Origin of the sequence: Variovorax sp. dw_308, assembly GCF_019207085.1 — a bacterium.
GTDB lineage: Bacteria > Pseudomonadota > Gammaproteobacteria > Burkholderiales > Burkholderiaceae_C > Variovorax.
This window is the reverse complement of record NZ_JAATOM010000007.1, coordinates 1-22,291: the sequence shown is the minus strand read 5'-3', so window position 1 is coordinate 22,291 and position 22,291 is coordinate 1. Positions and strand designations below refer to the sequence as shown.

Sequence of the window (22,291 nt, the reverse complement as noted above, 5' to 3'; positions counted from 1 at the left end):
AGATGAATCCCAACCAAACCCTGTGGGAGAAGGGCGACTTCACGCGCCTGGCGTCGACCATGCGGTCCAGCGGAGAAGCACTGGTCGACACGCTGGGTATCCGCCCGGGGATGCAGGTCATGGACCTCGGGTGCGGCGACGGCACGACCGCGATTCCGGAGGCCAGGCTGGGCGCCGAAGTGCTGGGTGTCGACATCGCACGCAACCTGGTCGAGGCCGGGCAGCGCCGCGCCGTGCAGATGGGACTCTCGAACATCACCTTCAGGCAGGGGGATGCTTGCGACCTGGAAGGCATAGGCGACGGGCTCTTCGACCTGGTTGTGACGATCTTCGGCGCCATGTTCGCGCCGCGACCCGTGGACGTCGCGAAAGCGATGGTTCGCGTCACCCGATCCGGCGGGCGCATCGTCATGGGGAACTGGATCCCGAACGACCCGACGCTGGTCGCGCAGCTCCTCAAGATCAGCGCCGCCTACGCGCCGCCGCCCGCCGAGGGCTTCGTCAGCCCGATGCTTTGGGGTGTGGAGAGCCATGTGCTCGAGCGATTCTCGGCAGCGGGCGTGCCGGCCGACGCGATCAGCTATTCGCGCGACACCTTCGTCTTTCGCTTCGACGGTTCGCCAGCCGGTTTCGTCGATGAGTTCCGGCAGTGGTATGGCCCCACGATGAACGCTTTCGACGCAGCCGCGAAGAATGGCAAGGAGGCGCTGCTGCAGGGCGAGCTGGAGACCCTGTTCGCGGCGCAGAACCAGAGCGGCCGCAGCGACCACACGGAGGTTCCGGCCACCTTCCTGCGCGTGACCGTCACGAAGCCCTGAGCGGCGGATCGATCGCGCTTCCTCCAGGAGTTGCCATGAACTTGAGGCCGTCAAAGTCCCCGCGAGCCCTGCCAGCTGCCGCAACGGGCGCGCACGCCATCGGCACGGCCGCGTTGGGCTCCATCGTGATTGGCGCCGCGGCCCTTGGCGCCTTGGCCATCGGTGCCTTGGCGATCGGCCGGCTCTTCGTGGGCCGGGCACGAATACGGCGGCTGGAGATCGACGAGCTTGTCGTTCGCCGCATTCGCGTCATCGAACAGCGCACGCTTCCGCCGACATCGAAGTCCGGCGGTGTCGTGGACGAATCGAAGCCGGTTGTGGCGGCGGGGGAAATACGAGCCGACAGGTAGAGCTTGCTGCGAGGGGGCAATCGGCCAGGAGCGGGCATTCGACGATGTGGCCCCGTTAGGGTTAGGACGGGGTCGTAGCACAACATTAGGGATTGGCAGTCGTGCCTGTCCGGACTGTTGTATGCATGATCGGCCCCATGGAAAATCTACAGATCATTGCCACCGACGGGAACCTTCATGTCGAGGGCTTCCCCACCGCTGTCAAGCTTGCCAAGGTTGGCGGTGAGAAAGCCCACAAACTTGGGGATCTTGCACTGCACGCTCAGGACCTGCGTTTCGCCGCGGATTGCTTGGCCGTAATGAACGACCAACCGTCCGAGTTCATGCAGGACGTCCTATGGCGTTCTGCCATCATCCACTACACCAAGTGCTTCAGCAAAGGCGTTCGTAGAGCACTCAAGCCCGACCCGGTGTACTCGGACAATCCACCGGAGGCGCTTGAGGCGTGGAGGTGGTTTCTAGATCTGAGGAACAAGCACATCGCACACGATGTAAGTGCGTTCAACTTAATCGAGGTGGGAGCTGTGATCAATGATCCGGCCGATCCTCACAAGATCGCCAAAGTGGCGTGCGCGATGTTTCGGGTCGTGACACTGGACAACGGCGCGTTCGGGAATCTGGATTTGCTTGTTCGCCATGCTCGGGAGTGGGTCGACTCAGAACAGAACAAGTTGTGTGATGCGATCACTGCCGATCTAGAAAAGGAAAGCCATCATTCTTTGATGCTCCGTCCGAACCTCCAATACAACCCGCCGACAAGCGTCCTCCAAGGCAGGCCTGCAACGCCCGCAACGGGTTCGGAGCGGTGATCATGGAGAGCGGTTCCGCGACGCCACCGACTGGCGGCTGCGTGTGACGCGAACTGCCGGATGACTGCTTTCGGCAACAACGAACGGCCGCACAGGGCCCATCAGCGTCGTTCCAGTCCCTCGTGAGCAGCCAATCGAATCCGCTCCAGACGAAAACATCACCTGCCGTTCAGGCAAGCCCCATCACCCCCGATAAAACGCATCCAGCACGATCGGACTCTCCGGCAGCGTCGACCCGCCATCCACCACGATCGTCTGCCCCGTGATGTATGACGCCTCGTCCGACGCCAGGAACAGCATCGCATTCGCGATGTCCGCAGCCTTGCCGATCTTCCCGATCGGGATGCATGCGGCCATCTGTTTCAGCTCGTCGCCATCGCCCAGCGCCGACATGGCCGGCGTCATGATGTAGCCCGGCTCCACGCCGTTGACAGTGATGTTCTCGCGCGCGAACTCCAGCGCCGCGGTGCGGATCAATCCGTTCATGCCCGACTTCGACGCCGCGTAGTGCGCGGTGCCTGGCATCGCCACGCGCGGGCCGGTGACCGACGACGTGAACAGCACACGCCCGCCACCTTGCTTGCGCAATTCGGGCAGCGATTCCTGGATCAGCCAGAAGGCGGCCTTGAGGTTCACCGCCAGTGTGCGTTCGAGGTCGTCGTCGCTCAGCTGTTCGATCGCGATCACCGGGTACACCGCCGCGTTGTGCACGACGATGTCGAGCCGGCCGTACGTCTGCGTGGCCGCTGCGACGGCCTTGCGGATCTCCTCGCGCCGGCCGACGTCCGCCTGCACCAGCAGCGCTTCGCCGCCATCGTCGTGGATGGCCTGCGCCACGGCCTGGCCGTTCTGCGCGGTGCGCGTGGCAATCACGACCTTCGCGCCCGCCGCGGCAAACCCGCGCGCGATGCCTTCCCCGATGCCTTGCCCCGCGCCTGTGACCAGCGCGACCTTGCCCTTCAAATCTCCAATCATGGTGTTCCTTGATGCCGTGAGCGTGCGAGGCGCAGGCGCTGGTGCGGCGCACCGGCCTGCCTCGGCGTCGAGCGTAGGCAGCACGCCTCGATGCGGCTGGCATTTGCGTGCACGTCATGCCGGACACGCGTGCAACACGCGCGCAGCGCTTGCACGCTAGTCCGGCAGGTTGTGCACGCCAGTCCAAGCGGCCGCGAGGGTGCGCACGTACCTTTGACATGTCCGCTCCAGCGGCCACACACCCGTCTGATTCAGACGCTTGCGCACCACTCCAAGCGAGGCTTTTTCATGAGATCCAGATCCGCCCCCACCGGCATCGCAGTCGCGATCGCCATGGCCTTTTCGTTGTCGGCAGCGACTTCGTCCTTCGCTGCCGACGCTTCCCGCCTGGGTGCGGAGCTGACGGCCACCGGCGCCGAGAAGGCCGCCAGCAAGGACGGCGTGATCCCGGCCTTTGCCGCTGCCGATCCGTCCACGGGCGGCTGGTCGCAGGGCAAGAAGCGCGAGGACTTCTTCAAGTTCAAGGGCGACAAGCCGCTGTTCTCCATCGACGCGGGCAACGTCGACAAGTACGCCGACAAGCTCTCGCCCGGCCAGGTCGCGCTGATCAAGCAGACCAAGGGCTACCGCATGGACGTGTACCCCACGCGCCGTACCTGCAGCGTGCCCGACTTCGTGCAGGAGAACACGAAGAAGAACATCGGCGTCGCCAGGCTCGGCGACGACGGCTGGAGCCTGAAGGAGGCGGTCGTGCCCGGCGTGCCGTTCCCGATGCCTTCGAACGGCGCCGAGGCGATGTGGAACTACAAGATGAAGTACGCGGGCGTGGGCTTCGAATGGCCGCTGAACTACGTGTCGCTGTCGCCGCGCAAGGGCAGTACCGAATGGGTCCAGGCCGGCGCGACCGAAAGCTATTACTTCCCGTGGGGCAAGAAGGGCTCGACGCTGCTGTCCACCCTGCCGCCGGTCGAGTACTACACCTACTTCGCCTACGAGTCGCCAGCCGCACTCGCGGGCCAGGGCCTGGTGTACGTGCTCTACACCGACAAGCCGAGCGAAGCCTTCTACTACTTTCCCGGCCAGCGCCGCGTGCGCCGCATGCCGACCTACGCCTATGACGCGCCGCAGGTCGGCTTCGAGAACCAGTACACCGTGGACGAACCGCGCGTGTTCAACGGCACCATGGACCGCTTCGACTGGAAGCTGGTCGGCAAGAAGGAAATCTACGTCGGCTACAACGCCTTCGGCATGTACGACCCGTCGGTGAAGTTCGAGCAGGTGGCGAAGCAGGATTCCATCGACCCGGCCAGCCGCCGCTACGAGCTGCACCGCGTGTGGGTGGTCGAGGCCACCGTGAAGGCGGGCGTGCGCCACTCGGCGCCCAAGCGCACCTTCTACCTCGACGAGGACAGCTGGTCTGCCGTGGTGGCCGACGACTACGACGCGCAGGGCAAGCTCTACAAGGTGCGCGAGTCCTTCGTGATCCCGGTCTACGAGACAGGCAGCTGCGACAACCCGGCCTTCGTCCAATACAACCTGCCCGAAGGCCGCTACCTGTTCGACCAGACGCCGCTGGCCGCCGGCAAGGACATCCGCTGGGTCGTCGAGTCGAAGGAGCCGAAGTTCAAGGAGAACTTCTACACCTCCGAGAACCTGCGCGCGATCAGCGAGCGTTGAGGCAGCGGCACCGTGCAACACACCATGCTTCATCGCCTCGCTCCCACCTGCATCGCCGCCGCCTGTGCGCTCTTCGCCATGTCGGGCGCGCACGCCGTCACCTTCCAGACCGAGAGCCTCTCGGGCAGCTTCGACTCCACCGTCAGCGCGGGGACAGGCGTCCGCCTGAAGGACCCGAGCACCACGCTCATCAACGCCGGCAACACAGGCGGCCCGGCGGGCGAGCTCTCGCCGCTGTCGGGCATGGGCGACCAGGGCAACCTGAACTATGCCAAGGGCGATGCCTTCACGACCTACCTCAAGGGCAGCCATGAACTGGTGCTGAAGATGCCCGAAGGCGTCACGGTCATGGGCCGGTTTACCTGGCTGAGGGACCTCACGGCCACGAACACCACTGGCTTCATCAGCTCCACGCCGCCGATCAATTCCGCCGACGGGCTCGCCCCGGACGCGCGCAGCGACCTGAACTTCAAGGCCCGCCTGCTCGACCTGTGGGTGAGCAAGTCCTTCTCTGTCGGCGACGAGCAGGTGCGCGTGCGCGTCGGCAACCAGGTGATCAGCTGGGGCGAAAGCCTGTTCCTGCCGGGCGGCATCAATGCCACCAACGCCATGGACATCATGCGGTTGTCGCAGCCGGGCACGCAGCTGAAGGAAGCGGTGCTGCCCGCGCCGATGATCAGCGTTGCCTCCGGCCTGGGCCACGGCTTCGCGGCCGAGGCCTATGTGCAGACCGACTGGAACAAGAGCTACTTCCCGCCGAGCGGCAGCTACTGGTCCGTCACCAACGGCCTGGGCAAGGGCGCCAACACCTACGGCATCCAGGACAGCCAGCCCAAGCAGACCGGGCAGGGCGGCGTGGCCTTGCGCTACCAGCCCGACGGCACGGCACTGAACCTCGGCCTGTACGCGATGAGCTACACCGACAAGACACCGAACCTCGCGCTGACCCAATACGGCCCGCAGTGGAAGTACCTGGAAGACCGCAAGATGTTCGGCGTCAGCATGAACTTGCCGGTGGGTGACTGGGCGATCGGCAGCGAGCTGTCGTACCGTCCGAAGGACGCGGTCTTCATCTCGCCCAACGTCTCGGGCTGTTCCAGCCAGGGCGGCAACTGCTGGGTCGACTCGAGCCGTTTCCAGTGGGCGCTGACGGGGATGCTGAGCCTCACGCCATCGAACGCCGAGCCGGTGCTCAAGTTCCTCGGCGCGCAGACCGCGACGCTGCTGGCCGAAGCCGTCGTGATTGGCTATCCGAACCTGAAGCAGACCTATGGCGGCGACCCGGTGGCGGCGGGCGGCTGGGGCTGGGGCAACGAGCTGGCCATCAATGCGGCGACCAACGCGCAATACCCGGTCGGCAGCAAGTACTCCAGCGGCTTCAACTTCGACTTCAGCTGGACCTACGACGGCAACCTGATCCCGGGTTGGCAGGTGGTGCCGGAGGTCTACTACTTCCAGGCACTGAGCGGCCGGACGCCCAACCTCGCTGCCACCTTCATGAAGGGCGCGAAGTCGGTCAACCTGACGGTCAGCTTCATCAAGAACCCGGCGACCTGGCAGTTCGGCGTCAACTACGCCAAGTTCTGGGGTGGCGAATCGGTGTTCGACCAGCCGCTGCGTGACCGCGACTTCGTGGGCGTCTACGCCTCGCGCAACTTCTAAGGCTTCCTGCTCCCGCCGGGCGACGGGGCTGCGTGTCCCTCGCCCGGCCCTCAACGGGTTTCACGCCGTGTCATCTTCATCCCTTGCTCCCTCCTTCGCGGTGCGCCTGCTGGCCCGTCTCGAGGACTTCTTCTTCACGCGGCGCAAGCCGCTGCTCATCGTCCTCGCGCTGCTGACCGCGGTGATGGGCGGGCTCGCGCTGCAACTGCGCATGGATGCCGGCTTCGAGAAGCAGATGCCGATCGGCCACGAGTACATCCGCACCTTCCAGCAGTACCGCAACGACGTGCTCGGGGCGAACCGGCTCAACATCGTGGTGAAGGCGCGCGACGGCTCCATCTGGACGCCGGCCGGCCTCAAGCGCCTCTACGAAGTCACGCAGGCCGTGACCTTCCTGCCCAGCGTCGAGCGGCTCGGCGTGCAGTCGCTGTGGACGCCCAACAGCTTCGTCAACGAGATCACCGAGGAGGGCTTCCGGGCCGACCCGCTGATCGACGGCACCATCACCCCCGACCAGCTCACGCCCGAGCGCATCGCAGCCATCCGCCAGGCCAGCGCGCAGGGCGGCTTCGTCGGTTCGCTGGTCTCGCGCGACCAGACCAGCGCGATGATCACCGCCGAACTCATCGAGTTCGACAAGGACGGCCACAAGCTCGACTACATCGCCTACAACCGCATCCTCGAAGAGAAGATCCGCCAGAAGTTCGAGGATGCGGGCTTCGAGATCCAGATCATCGGCTTCGCCAAGCAGATCGGCGACATAGCCGATGGCGCGTCGGCCGTGATCGAGTTCTGCGCGCTGGCGCTGCTGTTGACGGCGGGCGCGGTGTACTGGTACAGCCACTCGGTGCGCTTCACGGTGCTGCCGATCCTGTGCTCGCTGACCTCGCTGGTGTGGCAGTTCGGCGCGTTGCGGTTATTAGGCTTTGGGCTGGATCCTCTGGCGGTGCTGGTGCCCTTCCTGGTGTTCGCCATCGGCGTGTCGCATGGCGTGCAGCAGATCAACTTCATCGTGCGCGAGATCTCGCACGGCAAGAGCTGCTACGACGCCTGCCGCGCGAGCTTCACCGGCCTGCTGATCCCCGGCACGCTCGCGTTGGTCACGGCCTTCGTTTCCTTCGTGACGCTGTTGCTGATCCCCATTCCGATGGTGCGCGAGCTGGCCATCACGGCCTCGCTCGGCGTCGGCTTCAAGATCATCACCAACCTCGTGATGCTGCCGGTGGCCGCGTCGTTCTTCGACGTGCCGAAGTCGTATGCCGACCGTGCGATGGTGCAGCGCGAGCAGCGCGCGCGCTGGCTGCACATGCTCGTGAAAGTGGCCCAGCCACGCAATGCCGCGATCACCTTGCTGGTCGTCGGCGCGATCTTCGCGACCGCGGTGTGGCAGAGCAGCGATCGCGTGGTCGGCACGTTGCAGCCGGGCGCGCCGGAGCTGCGGCCCGAGTCGCGCTTCAACCGCGACGCGGTGGCCATCTCGACCAACTACGACACCGGCCTGGACTGGCTGACGGTGGTGTTCGAGGCCGCGCCGGAAAGCTGCAGCAACATCGACATCGGCCTCTACCAGGACCGCTTCGCCTGGGCGCTGCAGCCGGTGGAAGGCGTGCTCTCGGTGTCGTCGTTCTCGCAGCAGCTGCGCCTCTACAACGAGGGCTACAACGAAGGCAATCCGAAGATGAGCGTGGTGCCGACCGACCCCGGCAACTATGCCGCGCTGGCCGCCGAGATCTCGCGCATCCGCGGCACGATGCGCAAGGACTGCAGCATGACGGCCGTGCACCTGTTCCTCACCGACCACAAGGCCGCGACCATCCAGCGCGTGGTGAATGCGGTGAAGTCGTTCCGCGACACCCACCCGCAGCCGGGCGTGACCATCCGCCTCGCCTCCGGCAATGCCGGCGTGCTGGCCGCGGTGGACGAGGAGGTCGAGCGCAGCGAACTGCCGATGATGCTGTACGTCTACGCGGCCATCGTGATCCTCGTGTTCGCCGTGTACCGCGACTTCCGCGCCGTGCTGGCCTGCTGCCTGCCGCTCACGGTCGGCACCTTCATCGGCTACTGGTTCATGAAGGAATTGCAGATCGGCCTGACCGTCGCGACGCTGCCGGTGATGGTGCTGGCGGTGGGCATCGGCGTGGACTATGCGTTCTACATCTACAACCGCTTGCAACTGCACCTGAGCCAGGGCGAGCCGATCGAGAAGGCGATCGAGCACGCGATGCTGGAGGTGGGCACCGCGACGATCTTCACCGCCATCACGCTGGCGGTGGGTGTGGCGACCTGGTCGTTCTCGGACCTCAAGTTCCAGGCCGACATGGGCAAGCTGCTGGCCTTCATGTTCATGGTCAACATGATCATGGCGATGACTGCGCTGCCGGCCTTTGCCGTGTGGCTGGAGCGGATCTTCCCGCGCAAGGTGCCGATGCGCGCGCCCGGCCTGCTGAGCCATTGAGATGCGGAGCAAGACCATGAACAACGCATTCATCACGCGCACCCTGCGTGCCTCGCTCGTCGCACTGGGCTGCGGCCTGGCGAGCCTCGCAGCCATCGCGCAGGCTTCCGCGGACGGCGCCCCGCCCGTGGCGGTCCCGGCGCAACGTGTGGCGCATGCCCTGCAGGCCGAGATGCTGGGCATCGCCGGCGCCGGCCCGCGCTTCGTCGCCGTCGGCGACCACGGCGTCGTGCTGCTCAGCGATGACGCAGGCAAGGCATGGCGGCAGGCGAAGTCGGTGCCGGTCGACGTCAAGCTGAACAGCACCAGCTTCGTCGACGCGAAGCAGGGCTGGGCCGTAGGCCATCGCGGCGTGATCCTGCACACGCAGGACGGCGGCGAGACCTGGGCGCTGCAGCGCATGGCCGCGCAGGAAGACCGGCCGCTGTTCGCCGTTCACTTCTTCGACGCCAGCCACGGCGTGGCGGTCGGCCTGTGGTCGCTGGTGCTCGTCACCGACGACGGCGGCAAGAGCTGGAAGGAACAGAAGCTCACGCCGCCTCCCGGCAGCAAGACCGCGGACCTGAACCTGCTCGCGCTGTTCGCGGATGGCAAGGGTCGGCTCCTCGCGACCGCGGAGAAGGGCATGTTGCTGGTCTCCGACGACCAGGGCCACGCGTGGCGCTACATCGAGACGGGCTACAAGGGCTCGTTCTGGACCGGTGTGGCCGCCGATGGCGCGTGGGTCGTCGCCGGCCTGCGCGGCTCGCTCTATCGCAGCACCGACGACGGCGCGCATTGGGACCGCATCGACACCCACAGCACCTCATCGATCACCGGTTTGGCCGCGCGCGGCAGCCGCGTGCTGGCCGTGGGCCTGGACGGTCTCGTGCTGGACAGCCAGGACGGCGGCGCGCACTTCAAACCCGCCCTGCGCGAGGACCGCCTCAGCCTCACGGCAGCCACGCTGTTGCCCGACGACAAGGCCATCCTGCTCTCGCGCAGCGGCCCTGTCGATGCCGCCAGCCGCTGACCCCGACACACACATCACACGCCAAGGACATCGCATGTCATCCACCGAACTCCTCCAGCGCCGCTTCGACATCCTCGGCAAGCGCGCACCGCTCTTCTACGAGAAGCCGCTGCACATCGTGCGCGGCGAAGGCGTGTGGCTGCACGACGCCGACGGCAGGAAGTACCTCGACGCCTACAACAACGTCGCGCACGTCGGCCATTGCCACCCGCGCGTGGTCGATGCGATCTGCGCCCAGGCGCGCACGCTCAACACCAGCACGCGCTATCTGCACGAGACCATCGTGCGCTACGCCGAACGCCTCGCCGCCACCTTCGCGCAGCCCGACATGATGGTGATGTTCTGCTGCAGCGGCAGCGAGGCCAATGAACTCGCGCTGCGCATGGTGCGCGAATGCAGCGGTGGCACGGGCGTGATCTCTACGGCGCACTCGTACCACGGCAACACGGCAGCGGTGTCGCAGGTGAGCGCCATCCTCAGCACGCCCGACCAGCGCGGCCCGGACGTGCGCATGATCCCGGTCATCGACCCGTACCGCGACCGCGGCCAGCAGGACGACGCAACGCTCGTCGATGGCTACTGCGCCGAGGTCGACCAGGCCATCGCCAGCTTCGAGGACAACGGCAAGAAGTTCGCCGGCATGATCCTCTGCACCGGCCTGTCTTCCGAAGGCCTGCCGACCCAACCGGCGGGCTACATGCGCCGCGTCGCCGAGCAGGTGCGCGCGGCCGGCGGCTACTTCATCGCCGACGAGGTGCAGGGCGGTTTCGGCCGCTTCGGCAGCCACTTCTGGGGCCACCAGGTGCAGGGCGTGGTGCCCGACATCGTGACGCTGGGCAAGCCCATGGGCAACGGCCATCCGATGGCAGCGGTGATCGCGCGCCGCCACATCGTCGAGCGCTTCACCGAGCTGAACCCGATGTACTTCAACACCTTCGCCGGCAACCCGGTGTCGTGCGCGGCGGGCATGGCCGTGATGGACGTGCTGGAGGACGAAGACCTGGTCGCCAACGCGAAGACCACCGGCGACCAAGTGCTGGCACAACTGCGCGATCTCGCGGGTCGGCACGAGCTGATCGGGGACGTGCGCGGACGCGGCCTCTTCTTCGCGGTGGAACTCGTGCTGGACCGCGAGACCAAGGCTCCGGCCACCGATGCCGCCAAGGAAATCATCAACGCGATGAGCCGCGCCGGCGTGCTGATCAGCCGCATCGGACCCTTCGACAACATCCTGAAGATCCGCCCGCCGATGCCGTTCACCGGCGCCAACGCGGACCAACTGATCGACACGCTCGACCGCGTGATGTCCACGCTGCGCGTCACGGCTTGACGCACCGGAACACACGAAACCGCACGACGTGAACGACGCCATGCCTTCGTCGCCGGACGAACACGCCTTCCGGCAGATCGCGCTGCAGGCCCTGATCCACTGGAACCTGCGGCCGACCGGCATCAGCCTCATCAAGGTGCGCGAGAACGCGGTGTTCCGCGTCGACTGCGCGGATGGCCGCAAGGCGGTGCTGCGCGTGCATCGCCAGGGCTATCACTCCGACGATGCCTTGCGCTCCGAATCCGAATGGCTGGCCGCGCTGGAACGTGATGGCTTGCAAGTGCCACGGGTCATCCCATCGCGACATGGCCGGCCCTTCGAACTCATCGGCGCGACCAGCAGCGCGATCGGCCACCAGGTCGACATCATCGAGTGGATCGACGGCCGCCAACTCGGCTCGGTCGAGGCCGGCGTCAGCGGCGGCGACGCCGAGATCGCGCGCAAGTACCGCATCGTCGGCGAGACCATGGCGCGCATGCACAACCAGTCGAGCCGCTGGCAGCCGGCGAAGGGCTTCGTGCGGCATAGCTGGTGCGAGGAAGGACTGGCCGGGTTGCGTCCGTTGTGGGGGCGCTTCTGGGAACTCGATGCGCTGCTGCCGTCGCAGCGCAGCCTGCTCGGCTCCGCGCGCATGGCGATCCGCGAAGACCTGCTCGCCATCGGCAAGTCCGCGCAGGTGTACGGCCTCATCCATGCGGACCTGGTGCCGGAGAACTTCCTCGTCGATGGCGATGACGTGCGCGTGATCGACTTCGACGATGCGGGCTTCGGCTGGCACCTGTTCGACGTGGCGACCTCGCTCTACTTCCTCAAGCTGGAGCCGTACTTCGATGTTGCGCAAGCCGCGTTGATCGAAGGCTATCGGCGCCACCGTGACCTGGGCGACCAGGCCCTGGCCAGCCTGCCGATGTTCCTCGCCGCGCGCAGCACCACGTACCTCGGCTGGGTGCACGAGCGCAAGGGCACGGCCACGGCGATCGAGCTGACGCCGATGCTCATCGAACTCGCCTGCAGCGTGGTCGAGGACTACCTGGCACAACGCGCTCGCCGTCGTGTCGAAGCACCCTGGACGCCGGCATCCGGCGCCGCATCGAACGGTCCGCCTTCTTCAGCGCAACGTCCATCCCTGGAGTCCACATGAGCCAAGCCCACGGCAAGCTGCGACCGGTCCTGCGTTTCTCCGACCTGCTGATCTACGGCATGACCTACATGGTGCCGGTGGCGCCGTGGGTCATCTTCGGCTTCCTGCACGTCACGTCGGGCGGTACGCCGACGCTCGCATATCTCCTCGGCATGGGCTGCATGGCCTTCACCGCGGCCAGCTACGCGACCATGGTGGAACGCGTGCCGCGCGCGGGCTCGGTGTACGCCTATGCGCGCGTCGCCCTCGGGCCGTTCGCGGGCTTCATGGCCGGCTGGCTGATGCTGCTGGACTACATCCTCTTTCCGGCGCTGACCTGCGTGTTCGCGGCGATCGGGCTCAACAGCCAGATCCCGGCGATCCCGCGCGAGGCCTGGGTGGTGGGGCTGGTGCTCGTGACCCTGGCGGTCAACTGGTTCGGCATCGGCGTCAGCGCGCGCATCAGCGCGGTGTTGTTCTGGGTGTCGGTGGCGGCGGTCGGGGCTTTCGTCATCGCGGCGGTGATCGCGCTCAACGGTGGCAAGGGTGCGGGCCAGGTGGGCATGCAATCGCTCTGGCCGTCGCACATCGTCTGGCAGTCGTTGCTTCCGGGCGTGGCGCTGGGCGTGATGTCGTACCTGGGCTTCGACGGCATCTCGACGCTGAGCGAAGAGGTGCGGCCGGAGCATCGCCACCTGATCGGGCGCGCCATCATGCTGAGCCTGCTGCTGACCGGCGTGCTGTTCGTGGTGCAGGCCTCGTTGCTGAGTGACCTGATGGTGGGCTTCGATATCCGCGATCCGGCATCGCTGGCCTACGACGTCGCCAATGCCACGCTGGGCCCGACGCTGGGTGCGGTCATGACGTGGACCGTGGTGGTCGCAGCGATCGTCGCGATGGTGCCGATCTGCGCGGGCGTGGCGCGCCTCATGTACGCGATGGGGCTCGACGGCCAGCTGCCGCGCGTGCTCGGCCGCGTCCATGCGAAGCACGGCACGCCGCATGTGGCGATGCTGCTGACCTCGGTGATCGCGCTGGTCGTGGCGCTGGTGGGCGTGGACCATGCGGATGAGTTGTCGACCATGATCAACTTCGGCGCGCTCGGGGGCTTCCTGCTGCTGCATCTGTCGGTGCTGCGCTTCTTTGGCAAGCGCGAGAAGAGCGTGCGATTCGTGCGCCATCGGCTGGTGCCGTGCATCGGCTTGCTGGTGAGCGTGGGGCTGATGCTGAGCTTGAGTCCGCTGGCGCTGGAAGTGGGTGCGGGATGGCTGGTGGCGGGGTTGCTGTTGTGGGCGGTGGCGCTGCGCGGGCGGCCGGCTTCGGATGGGTTGCCTGTGGATGAAGTGATGGACTCGCGCGTCGGCGTGTGAGGCGTCCGGGCGCTGCAGGGCAACGCTCGGCATGCTGCACTTCACTGCGCCGCCACTGGCGGCAGCACCGCCACCACGCTTGCCTTTCGATGCGCAACCCGGCCGTGCGCGGCCTGCTGTCGCCCCTCATGCTCACGAAACCTGCGGGCGCCTTCCTACATCTCGTAACGATGTGGCGCAGCACGATGTGATCCGTCTTTCACAAACCACATCGCAGGCCACATGAATACCAAGCGCATCGTCCTCTCCGTCGCCATCCTCCTCGGCGGCTTCGCCACCTTCATTCCGGGCCTCGCCTCTGCGGCGTCCTATGACCATCATCATCACGGTCACGAGGTTTGCCACTACGACCATCACCACCATCGCAGCTGCCACTGGGTGCACTGAGCGTCGCCCAGGCGCTCGATCGGCTCAGTGCGTGCGCGCGCGTTGCGCCGCGACCAGCGCCAGCACGGCGACCACGCTGGCGACGAGCAGCATCCACAGCCCGGCGGCATAGCCGTTCGCGGGTGACCACAGCACGCCGAGCATCAGGGGTGCGAGGGCGCGTGCAATCGCCATCGGCAAGCCAAGCGCGCCATTCAGCGTGGCCACATGCTCGCGGCTCACATACTGCGCAATGGCCGTGCCCTTGACGATGGTCAGCATGCCGTTGCCCATGCCATACAGCGCGACGAACAACAGCGCCGCGCCCGCGTGCCCGCTGCCCGCGAGCAGCGCCATCAAGCCCAGCGGTATCAGGCAGGGGATCAGCCGGTTCGCCAGATGCAGGTCAAAGCGGTGCTCGAAGAAATACAGCAGCGCCCGCCCGAACACCTGCACGATGCCGATGCTGGCCGGCACCGCGATGGCCCACGCCTCCGGCAGGCCGCTGCCGCGCAGCAGGCTCACCATGTGCGGTGGCAGCGCGGCCGTGACGGCCATCAGTAGCACCGAGAACACACCGATCAGCAGGAAGGGCTTGCTGCGCAGGAAGTGCGAGGCGGATCGCTGTGCCGTCGGCGCGGCGCCGGCCTCGTGGCGCGCCTGCGGCCGTGGTGCGCCAAGCAAGATGGTGGCATGCAAGGGCACGCAGATGCAGAGGTGGATCGCAGCCAGCACCCACAGCGCGTGCCGCCAGCCCAGCGCGTTCACGAGCCACGCAACCAGCGGGATGAACACCGTGCTGGCCAGTCCGCCAAGGAAGGTGAGCGTGATGATCGCGCGCCGGAAGTCGCTGGGAAAGCGTCGCGTCACGATGGCGAAGGCCGGCGTGTAGAGCGTGGCCGCCAGCGCCGCGCCGAGGACGATCCACACGGCGTAGAAGCCGGCGGCGTCCTGCACCACGCTGTGGGCCAGCAATGCGCCCGCCATCACCAGCGACCCGCCCGTCATCACTGCGCGCTCATGGCCGCGATCGATCCAGCGTCCCACCGGCCAGGCCATCACGCCCTCCGCCAGCAAGCCGAGGCTGAAGGCCAATGACGATTGGGCCCGCGTCAGGGCCAGCGATTGCTCGACCGGCTCCATCAACAGCGCGAACGCGTAGAACACGCTGCCCCAGGTGATCAGCTGCCCGACCGACAGCCAGCCCACCATGCGGCGATCGTAGGCGGGGCGTTCGGGTGGCGAGTTCAAGTCGCCGGGATTCTATGGACTCCTACAGCGCCGGGCTTGCAGACTTGCCCATCGCCAGGTAGTCGAGCGTCAGCTGCGACAGCGTGCGCGTGCCGATCGCCAGGCTGGCCTCGTCGACGAAGAAGCGCGGCGAATGGTTGGCCTCGGCCTTGCTCGCATCCTGGCCCACCGGCGTGTTGCCGATCACCACGTACAGGCCCGGCACCTTCTGCGCGAAGAACGAGAAGTCCTCGCCGCCGGTGCCCTTCTGCACGACCATGGCCTTGCCGCCCGGCACGCGGGCCAGGCTAGGCGCCATCTTCTCGGTCAGCGCCGCGTCGTTGATGGTGGCGGCGTAGCCGTCCTCCTCGATATGCACATGGGCGCTGCCGCCGCCGCTCCTGGCGATGAGTTCGGCGGTTTCGCCCATGCGCTGGATGATGAACTTGCGCATCGACTCGTCGTAGGTGCGCAGCGTGCCGCTCATCTCGGCCGAATCGGGAATGATGTTGTAGCGCGTGCCGGCCTGGAAGGTGCCCACGGTGAGCACGGAGGGCTCCTTGGTCACGTTGACCTGGCGGCTCGCGATGGTCTGGAAGCCCAGCACGATCTGCGACCCGAGCACGATCGGGTCGATGCCGCTCCACGGCGCGGAGCCGTGCGTCTGGCGGCCGTTGACGCTGACGCGGAAGGCATCGGATGCCGCGGTGATCGGGCCGGCCTTGTAGCCGATCTCGCCGGTGTTGAGGTTCGACACCAGGTGCGCCGCGAACACCACGTCGGGCCTGGGCGCGTCGAATGCGCCCTCGGCCAGCATGCGGCGCGCGCCGCCGATCTCGGCGTTGGGCAGCTTCTCCTCGGCCGGCTGGAAGATCAGCTTGATGGTGCCGGGCAACTGGTCCTTCATCGACGCCATCACCTCGGCGACGCCCATGAGCATCGCGACGTGGCCGTCATGGCCGCAGGCGTGCATCACGTCGACTTCCTTGCCGGCCCACGTTGCGCGCGCCTTCGAGGCAAAGGGCAGGTCGACCTGCTCCTTGACCGGCAGCGCGTCCATGTCGGCGCGCAGTGCCACCACGGGGCCGGGCTTGCCGCCCTTGAGGATGCCGACGACGCCGGTCACGGCCACGCCTTCGCGCACCTCGAAGCCCAACGCCTTCAGGTGGGCCGCGACCAGCGCCGCGGTGCGCTTCTCCTGGTTGCCGAGCTCGGGATGCTGGTGGATGTCGCGGCGCCAGGCGATGACCTTCGGCTCCACGGCCTTGAGGCGCTCGGCCATCTGCGGGTACAGCGCCTGCGCGGCGGCGGGTGCGGTCGCGGACGGTGCGGCGGACCTGTCCTGGGCACTCGCGCACAGCGCGGCAGTGGCGAGGGCGACGGGCAGGCACAGCCGTGCGGTGGAGCGGAAGGGTGCGGACATGGAGGTGATGCGAAAGAAGGGTTGAGAGGAGGGCGAAGCCTTGGAGCGTAGGGGCAGCGTGTGCGCCAGGCCAATCGGATTTCCATCGCTCGATAATCCGGCCTTATCGCTTCGATGAACTCGCCCGATGTCACCGCCGCCGAACTGCTGCTCGAACGCCTGCTCGCGCGACTGCGCCTGCGCCACCTGAAGCTGGTCGATGCGCTCGCGACACAGGCCAACCTGCGCCGCGCGGCAACGGCGGTGCACATGACGCAACCCGCCGCGACGCAGATGCTGCGCGAGCTCGAGGCCACGCTGGGCATGGCATTGTTCGAGCGCCACGCGCGCGGCATGCGCATCACCGAGGCTGGCCGGCTCGTGGCACGGCATGCGCGCATGTCGATCGATGCCTTGCGCGTGGCGACCGAGGAACTCACCGCGCTCGCCACGCAGCGGGTGCAGCCGCTGCGGGTCGGCGCCATCGACGCTGCCATCGCCAGCGTGCTGGAGCCCGTGCTGTTGCCCCTGCTTGCCGCCCATCCCGAACTGCGCCTGGAGATCGAGGAAAGCAACATCGAGCGCCTGAGCGCGGGCCTGCGCAACGGCGCATTCGACATGGTGCTGGTGCGCGAGCCGGTGCAACTCGAACCCGGGCATCGCTTCGTCGCGCTGCGCAGCGACCGCGTGGTGGTGGTCGCCAGCACCGCGCACCCGGCGGCGCGCCGACGCCGCTTGCGGCTGGCGGACCTCGCGCAGTCGCGCTGGATCCTGCCGCCCGCGCACTATGCGGTGCGGCGTGCGCTCGATGCGCTGTGGGCGCAAGAGGCGCATCCGCCGAGCGCGCACAACGTGCAGACGCTGGCGCCGCACCTGCTGCGCAGCATGCTGGCGCAGCCCGACGTGGTGGTGCCGGTGCCGCACTCGCTGCTCGACCGGCTTGGGCGTCATGGGATCGTTGAACTGCCACTTGAACTGCATGCGCCGATCGAGCCGCTGGGCATGCTTTTTCGGGGTAGCGAGGCCGAGGGCTCACTGGCCGTGCTGATCGATTTCCTCGTTGCGTCGATCCACACCTGATCGGTTGCAAATAAATCGGGGCCGCTCGCGCCAGGAAGCGAAAGAATGCGGCTTGCTGTCCCTCCCGGAGATCCCATGTCCCGCAACTTCTCTCCCCTGCTTGCCTCCCTGGTCCCGGCCGTCGCATTGCTGGCCGCCAGTGCTGCACAGGCCCAGAGCTTCAATGCGGTCGCGCCGACGCCGGCGCAAGTGAAGCCGGCGGTCGACCTGGCCTACACGCGACTCATGCAAGCGCCGGCCATTGCCACGCTGCTCGACGCCGTCAAGGCCGACCATGCGCGCTCGATCGAAGACCTGAAGATGCTGACCGAGATCGAGGCGCCGCCGTTCAAGGAGCAAAAGCGCGCCGAGGCCTACGTTGCGCGCATGAAGGCGCTGGGCCTCGCCGATGCGCGCATCGACAGCGAAGGCAACGCGGTCGGCTTGCGCAAGGGCACGGGCAACGGGCCCAAGCTGTTGATCTCGGCGCATCTGGACACGGTGTTTCCGGCCGGCACCGACGTCAAGGTGAAGGAACGCGACGGCAAGCTCTATGCGCCCGGGATTTCCGACGACGTGCGCGGCTTGTCGGTGCTGCTGTCATGGCTCAAGGTTCTCAACGACAACAAGATCGAGACGGTGGGCGACCTGCTGTTCGTGGGCAATGTGGGCGAAGAGGAGCTGGGCAACCTGCGAGGCATGAAGCACATCTTTGCCGAGCACCGCGACATCGACGGCATGGTGGGGCTCGAGCCGGCCCCTGACGGCAGCGTACTGGTCCTGGGCACAGGCAGTCGTCGCTACGAGTTCACCTTCAAGGCCCCCGGCGGCCACAGCTACGCGGCGTTCGGGCAGGTCCCGAGCGCGATCCACGGCATGGGTCGCGCCATTGCCAGGATTGCCGACATCAAGACCCCCGAGGTTCCCAAGACGACCTTCACCGTCGGGACGGTCGGCGGCGGTACCTCCGTCAACACCATCTCGCCGGACGCACGCATGGCGGTCGACATCCGCTCGGATGCCAACGAGCCACTCATGGCGACCGAGAAGAAGGTCCTGGCCGCCGTGGACGAGGGCGTCGTCGAGGAGAACAAGCGTTGGGGCGTGAACACGCTGACGGTCACGAACAAGCTCATCGGGGATCGTCCCGGTGGGCAGACCGCAGCCGACTCGGTGATCGTGGAGGCCGCGGTTCGGGCGAACAGCGCGTTCGGCAACAAGACGCTGCTCGCAGGCGCCAGCACCGACGCCAACGTACCGATGTCGCTCGGCATTCCGGCCATCATCGTCGGCGGTGGCGGCAAGACGGGTGGCTTCCATGCCCTGACCGAATGGATCGACGTGACGGACGGATGGAAAGGCGCGCAAGCCTCGCTGCTGACGGTGCTGGGCTTGGTCGGCGTGCAAGGAATCAGCGAGCCCTTGTTGCAAAAGCGCCCGATACGGACGCGTTGATCAAAAGTCCCGTCATCCGGCGTCACGCAGCGCCCGCCGGTATTGCACGGCCTCGGCCACATGGGCGGACTGCACCTGCCCGGCGCCGGCCAGGTCCGCGATGGTGCGTGCGACCTTGAGCGCGCGGTGCGTCGAGCGCGCACTCCAGCCCAGCTTGGTGGCAGCCGTCTGCATGAAGCGCATGCCGGCGTCGTCGAGCCCCGCGTGCACGTCGATCTGCGCGCCGCGCAGCGCCTGGTTGGGCACGCCCTGCCGCGCGATGGCGCGTTCGCGCGCGGTGGCCGCGCGGTCGCGGATGCCGGCCGTCGCTTCGCCCTGCGGCGCGGTCAGCAGTTCCTGCGCGGATACGGCCGGCACCTCGATGTGCAGGTCGATGCGGTCAAGCAAGGGGCCGCTCAGCTTGCCCTGGTAGCGCGCGATCTGGTCCGGCGTGCAGCGGCAGGCCTTGAGCGGTGAGCCTGAAAACCCGCAAGGACAGGGGTTCATCGCCGCGATGAGCTGGAATCGTGCGGGGAATTCGGAACGTCGTGCTGCCCGGGCGATGGTGATCGTGCCGGTCTCCAGTGGTTCGCGCAGGGCCTCCAGCGCGGCCCGCTGGAATTCCGGGAACTCGTCCAAAAACAGGATGCCGTGATGTGCGAGCGAGATTTCGCCGGGCCGCGGCGGCGATCCTCCGCCGACCAGGGCCACCGCGCTGGCGGAATGGTGTGGCGCACAGGTCGGCCGGACGGCCCATTTCTCGATCCCGAATCGCCCCGACAGGCTCGACACCGCCGCGCTCTCCAGCGCTTCGTCCACCGTCATCGCCGGCAGCAACCCCGCAAAGCGCTGGGCCAGCATCGACTTGCCGGACCCCGGCGGCCCGACCATCAACAGGCTGTGCCCGCCAGCCGCCGCGATCTCCAGTGCGCGCTTGGCGGCGGCCTGGCCCTTCACCTCCGACAAGTCCGGATAGCTTGGTATGTGAGCACCGGCTTCCGGATGAATGCGCGCCCAGCCGTCGACCTCAGGCTCGGGCAAAACGGAAGCATCCGCTCCCGCAGGCAGGAAGTGCCGTACCACGTCGATCAGGTGACGCGCGCCATACACCTCCGAGCCCGGCACCAGCGCCGCCTCCTGGGCGCTCTCGGCCGGCAGCACCAGCCGGGTCGCGATGCCCCGGCTGTGCAGCGCCAGCGCCATCGCGAGCGCCCCGCGCACCGGCCGCAGGTGCCCCGACAAGGACAGTTCGCCGGCAAACTCATGACCCGCCAGTTGGGCCGCATCCACCTGCCCGCTGGCCGCCAGGATGCCCAGCGCGATCGGCAGATCGAAACGCCCGGAGTCCTTCGGCAAATCCGCCGGCGCCAGGTTCACGACGATTTTTTTGTTGTTCGGAAACTCCAGCCCCGCGTTCTGGATGGCCGATCGCACGCGTTCGCGCGCTTCCTTCACCTCCACATCGGCCAGCCCGACCAGCGTAAAGCTGGGCAAACCATTGGCCAGATGCACCTCGACCGTGACGCTGGCCGCTTCCAGGCCCAGCAAAGCACGGCTTTGCACCAAAGACAAACTCATTTCCACTCCCTCACCAAAACGGTGCATCCACCTCGGTGGTGCGCTCTTGTTTTCTTTTCGATTCAACCGTTGTTCAAGAAGACACTTGTGTGACTATTTATCCGCCCTTTTGTGTACGTTTGTGAATGAGCCTCCGGGTTTTCCAGCACCCTCCGCAACCCTTTGGCACGCTCCCTGCTTTGAACGGGTTCCCACCCTTTCAAATACACGTAGGAGTTTCTCGATGATGCACCGTAACACTGCCACGGCGTTGGTTGCACTGGCCACCACGCTCGCGACGTCGGGCGCCGCTTTTGCCCAGAGCACCCCCGCGGCAGATCCGGCTGCTGCCACCCCCGCGCCTGTCGTCTCGCCGCTCACGGCCAATGTCTCCTTCACCACCAACTACAAGTTCCGTGGCCAGGACCAGGACATGATCAGCAACAGCTTCACCAGCCCGGTGAAGACCAGCGGATTCAAGCCCGCCATCCAGGGCGGCTTCGACTACGCGCATGAGAGCGGCTTCTACGTCGGCAACTGGAACTCCAGCGTCAACTGGCTGCCGGGCAACAGCATCGAGAGCGACTTCTACGGCGGCTACAAGTTCAAGGCCGGCCCGGTCGACCTCGACTTCGGCGTGCTGCAGTACTACTACTCGGGCAATACCGCCGGCAACACGACCGAACTCTACGGCGCGGGCACCTGGGCCGACGAAGTCCTCGGCAGCTTCACCGCCAAGTACTCGTGGACCGTGTCGAAGGACTACTTCAACTACGCCGGCAACAAGGCGGGCTCGGGCCAGAAGGGCCAGAACACCAGCTACCTGAACCTGTCGTACAGCAAGACCGTGCTGACCAGCCTCACGCTGAAGGCCGCCGTCGGCTACACCTTCATGTCGTCGGACATCAAGAGCCTCGGCTACCGCAACTACCTGGACTACAACGTCGGCGCCAGCTGGGACTTCGGCGGTGGCCTGTCGCTGGCCGGCTCGGTCCAGGGCGCCAACCACGAGGATGCCTATGCCGTGGCGAACCACCCCGGCTTCGACCTCGGCTTCGGCCCGATCGGCGCGACGACCTACTCGCCGAACAAGGCACGCTTCATCGCGACGCTGACCAAGACGTTCTAAGAAAAACGAAAAGCAGGCCCGGCCCTTGCAGGGGTCGAGCCATCCATATCTTCCTCAGGAGTAGCAAAACCATGAAGCTGGTCACAGCCATCATCAAACCCTTCAAGCTGGACGAGGTGCGCGAGGCGCTCTCCACCATCGGCGTGCAGGGCATCACCGTGACGGAGGTCAAGGGCTTCGGCCGGCAGAAGGGCCACACCGAGCTGTACCGCGGCGCGGAGTACGTGGTGGACTTCCTCCCCAAGGTCAAGATCGAGGCCGCCGTGGCGGACGACCTGGTCGAGCGCGTGATCGAAGCCGTCGAGGGCGCAGCCCGCACCGGCAAGATCGGCGACGGCAAGATCTTCGTGTACGACCTGGAGCAGGTCGTGCGAATCCGCACCGGCGAAACCGGCCGCGAAGCCCTCTGATTTCACGCATTTCATGGCACGAAAGAACACCCCAATGAAAAAGTTCCTCCTCTCCCTCGCGCTGGGCGTGGGCCTGTTGACGGCCAGCGTCTCGGGCTTCGCGCAGTCGCCGGCGCCAGCCGCCGA

At 66.7% G+C, this 22,291-nt stretch carries 19 protein-coding genes; 15 read left to right on the top strand and 4 right to left on the bottom strand.

Annotation, left to right across the window (positions count from 1 at the left end):
* Nucleotides 1-2: 2 nt before the first annotated feature.
* The 3 genes from HCU76_RS15970 to HCU76_RS15960 all read left to right on the top strand — a co-directional run bounded on the left by HCU76_RS15970 (nucleotide 3) and on the right by HCU76_RS15960 (nucleotide 1,977).
* Nucleotides 3-818, top strand: coding sequence for a class I SAM-dependent methyltransferase (locus HCU76_RS15970; RefSeq protein ID WP_218509951.1), 816 nt, complete (start codon nucleotides 3-5; stop codon nucleotides 816-818).
* A gap of 113 nt (nucleotides 819-931) precedes the next feature.
* Nucleotides 932-1,168 (top strand): hypothetical protein, encoded by a 237-nt coding sequence (locus HCU76_RS15965; protein ID WP_218509950.1) that lies wholly within the window; start codon nucleotides 932-934, stop codon nucleotides 1,166-1,168.
* A 137-nt stretch (nucleotides 1,169-1,305) separates the two neighbouring features.
* Nucleotides 1,306-1,977, top strand: a complete 672-nt coding sequence (locus HCU76_RS15960; protein WP_218509949.1) for a hypothetical protein — start codon at nucleotides 1,306-1,308, stop codon at nucleotides 1,975-1,977.
* 183 nt (nucleotides 1,978-2,160) lie between these two features.
* Here HCU76_RS15960 and HCU76_RS15955 read toward each other — a convergent pair whose 3' ends face one another.
* Nucleotides 2,161-2,952, bottom strand: coding sequence for an SDR family oxidoreductase (locus HCU76_RS15955; RefSeq protein ID WP_218509948.1), 792 nt, complete (start codon nucleotides 2,950-2,952; stop codon nucleotides 2,161-2,163).
* Nucleotides 2,953-3,240: 288 nt separating this feature from the next.
* Here HCU76_RS15955 and HCU76_RS15950 point away from each other — a divergent pair, with 288 nt between their 5' ends.
* The 8 genes from HCU76_RS15950 (at nucleotide 3,241) to HCU76_RS15915 (ending at nucleotide 13,965) form a co-directional block, all read left to right on the top strand.
* Nucleotides 3,241-4,629, top strand: a complete 1,389-nt coding sequence (locus HCU76_RS15950; protein ID WP_218509947.1) for a DUF1329 domain-containing protein — start codon at nucleotides 3,241-3,243, stop codon at nucleotides 4,627-4,629.
* 24 nt (nucleotides 4,630-4,653) lie between these two features.
* Nucleotides 4,654-6,291 carry a DUF1302 domain-containing protein gene (locus HCU76_RS15945; protein ID WP_213954523.1) on the top strand — a complete coding sequence of 546 codons (1,638 nt, stop codon included), beginning with the start codon at nucleotides 4,654-4,656 and terminating at the stop codon, nucleotides 6,289-6,291.
* Nucleotides 6,292-6,358: 67 nt separating this feature from the next.
* Nucleotides 6,359-8,746, top strand: a complete 2,388-nt coding sequence (locus HCU76_RS15940; protein WP_371319836.1) for an RND family transporter — start codon at nucleotides 6,359-6,361, stop codon at nucleotides 8,744-8,746.
* Nucleotides 8,747-8,762: 16 nt separating this feature from the next.
* Nucleotides 8,763-9,758: a YCF48-related protein gene (locus HCU76_RS15935; RefSeq protein WP_218509946.1), complete on the top strand. Its 996-nt coding sequence runs from the start codon at nucleotides 8,763-8,765 to the stop codon at nucleotides 9,756-9,758.
* Nucleotides 9,759-9,792: 34 nt separating this feature from the next.
* Nucleotides 9,793-11,088, top strand: a complete 1,296-nt coding sequence (locus HCU76_RS15930) for an aspartate aminotransferase family protein (protein WP_218509945.1) — start codon at nucleotides 9,793-9,795, stop codon at nucleotides 11,086-11,088.
* Between the two features lie 28 nt (nucleotides 11,089-11,116).
* Nucleotides 11,117-12,229 carry a phosphotransferase gene (locus HCU76_RS15925; RefSeq protein WP_218509944.1) on the top strand — a complete coding sequence of 371 codons (1,113 nt, stop codon included), beginning with the start codon at nucleotides 11,117-11,119 and terminating at the stop codon, nucleotides 12,227-12,229.
* On the top strand, nucleotides 12,226-13,578 hold the full coding sequence (locus tag HCU76_RS15920; protein ID WP_218509943.1) for an APC family permease: 1,353 nt from the start codon (nucleotides 12,226-12,228) through the stop codon (nucleotides 13,576-13,578). Before HCU76_RS15925 ends, HCU76_RS15920 begins: the two co-directional genes overlap by 4 nt.
* A 222-nt stretch (nucleotides 13,579-13,800) precedes the next feature.
* Nucleotides 13,801-13,965, top strand: a complete 165-nt coding sequence (locus HCU76_RS15915) for a hypothetical protein (protein ID WP_218509942.1) — start codon at nucleotides 13,801-13,803, stop codon at nucleotides 13,963-13,965.
* 24 nt (nucleotides 13,966-13,989) lie between these two features.
* Here the strand turns inward: HCU76_RS15915 and HCU76_RS15910 are convergent, their stop codons facing one another.
* Both HCU76_RS15910 and HCU76_RS15905 read right to left on the bottom strand, forming a co-directional pair.
* Entirely contained in the window at nucleotides 13,990-15,195 is a 1,206-nt protein-coding gene (locus HCU76_RS15910) for an MFS transporter (protein WP_256354221.1), read from the bottom strand.
* 22 nt (nucleotides 15,196-15,217) lie between these two features.
* On the bottom strand, nucleotides 15,218-16,597 hold the full coding sequence (locus HCU76_RS15905) for an amidohydrolase (protein WP_218509941.1): 1,380 nt from the start codon (nucleotides 16,595-16,597) through the stop codon (nucleotides 15,218-15,220).
* A gap of 114 nt (nucleotides 16,598-16,711) precedes the next feature.
* Here HCU76_RS15905 and HCU76_RS15900 point away from each other — a divergent pair, with 114 nt between their 5' ends.
* Nucleotides 16,712-17,656: a LysR substrate-binding domain-containing protein gene (locus HCU76_RS15900; protein WP_218509940.1), complete on the top strand. Its 945-nt coding sequence runs from the start codon at nucleotides 16,712-16,714 to the stop codon at nucleotides 17,654-17,656.
* A 75-nt stretch (nucleotides 17,657-17,731) separates the two neighbouring features.
* Nucleotides 17,732-19,090 (top strand): M20/M25/M40 family metallo-hydrolase, encoded by a 1,359-nt coding sequence (locus HCU76_RS15895; RefSeq protein WP_213954515.1) that lies wholly within the window; start codon nucleotides 17,732-17,734, stop codon nucleotides 19,088-19,090.
* 12 nt (nucleotides 19,091-19,102) lie between these two features.
* Here HCU76_RS15895 and HCU76_RS15890 read toward each other — a convergent pair whose 3' ends face one another.
* Complete coding sequence (locus HCU76_RS15890) at nucleotides 19,103-20,647, bottom strand: YifB family Mg chelatase-like AAA ATPase (protein WP_218509939.1); 1,545 nt, start codon at nucleotides 20,645-20,647, stop codon at nucleotides 19,103-19,105.
* A gap of 223 nt (nucleotides 20,648-20,870) precedes the next feature.
* On the opposite strand from HCU76_RS15890, the gene HCU76_RS15885 reads away from it, so the two are divergent.
* Both HCU76_RS15885 and glnK read left to right on the top strand, forming a co-directional pair.
* Nucleotides 20,871-21,755 (top strand): TorF family putative porin, encoded by an 885-nt coding sequence (locus HCU76_RS15885; RefSeq protein WP_213954513.1) that lies wholly within the window; start codon nucleotides 20,871-20,873, stop codon nucleotides 21,753-21,755.
* A gap of 71 nt (nucleotides 21,756-21,826) precedes the next feature.
* The gene (glnK, locus tag HCU76_RS15880; RefSeq protein ID WP_213954512.1) at nucleotides 21,827-22,165 is read left to right on the top strand and encodes a P-II family nitrogen regulator; all 339 of its coding nucleotides are present in this window, start codon (nucleotides 21,827-21,829) and stop codon (nucleotides 22,163-22,165) included.
* The last annotated feature ends 126 nt before the right edge of the window (nucleotides 22,166-22,291 follow it).

Bases quoted from the DNA above. Each gene is read 5' to 3' on its own strand.
- HCU76_RS15970 (WP_218509951.1), top strand. From the start codon at position 3: ATGAATCCCAACCAAACCCTGTGGGAGAAGGGCGACTTCACGCGCCTG.
- HCU76_RS15960 (WP_218509949.1), top strand. From the start codon at position 1,306: ATGGAAAATCTACAGATCATTGCCACCGACGGGAACCTTCATGTCGAG.
- HCU76_RS15955 (WP_218509948.1), bottom strand. From the start codon at position 2,952: ATGATTGGAGATTTGAAGGGCAAGGTCGCGCTGGTCACAGGCGCGGGG.
- HCU76_RS15950 (WP_218509947.1), top strand. From the start codon at position 3,241: ATGAGATCCAGATCCGCCCCCACCGGCATCGCAGTCGCGATCGCCATG.
- HCU76_RS15945 (WP_213954523.1), top strand. From the start codon at position 4,654: ATGCTTCATCGCCTCGCTCCCACCTGCATCGCCGCCGCCTGTGCGCTC.
- HCU76_RS15935 (WP_218509946.1), top strand. From the start codon at position 8,763: ATGAACAACGCATTCATCACGCGCACCCTGCGTGCCTCGCTCGTCGCA.
- HCU76_RS15930 (WP_218509945.1), top strand. From the start codon at position 9,793: ATGTCATCCACCGAACTCCTCCAGCGCCGCTTCGACATCCTCGGCAAG.
- HCU76_RS15920 (WP_218509943.1), top strand. From the start codon at position 12,226: ATGAGCCAAGCCCACGGCAAGCTGCGACCGGTCCTGCGTTTCTCCGAC.
- HCU76_RS15915 (WP_218509942.1), top strand. From the start codon at position 13,801: ATGAATACCAAGCGCATCGTCCTCTCCGTCGCCATCCTCCTCGGCGGC.
- HCU76_RS15905 (WP_218509941.1), bottom strand. From the start codon at position 16,597: ATGTCCGCACCCTTCCGCTCCACCGCACGGCTGTGCCTGCCCGTCGCC.
- HCU76_RS15900 (WP_218509940.1), top strand. From the start codon at position 16,712: ATGAACTCGCCCGATGTCACCGCCGCCGAACTGCTGCTCGAACGCCTG.
- HCU76_RS15895 (WP_213954515.1), top strand. From the start codon at position 17,732: ATGTCCCGCAACTTCTCTCCCCTGCTTGCCTCCCTGGTCCCGGCCGTC.
- HCU76_RS15890 (WP_218509939.1), bottom strand. From the start codon at position 20,647: ATGAGTTTGTCTTTGGTGCAAAGCCGTGCTTTGCTGGGCCTGGAAGCG.
- HCU76_RS15885 (WP_213954513.1), top strand. From the start codon at position 20,871: ATGATGCACCGTAACACTGCCACGGCGTTGGTTGCACTGGCCACCACG.
- glnK (WP_213954512.1), top strand. From the start codon at position 21,827: ATGAAGCTGGTCACAGCCATCATCAAACCCTTCAAGCTGGACGAGGTG.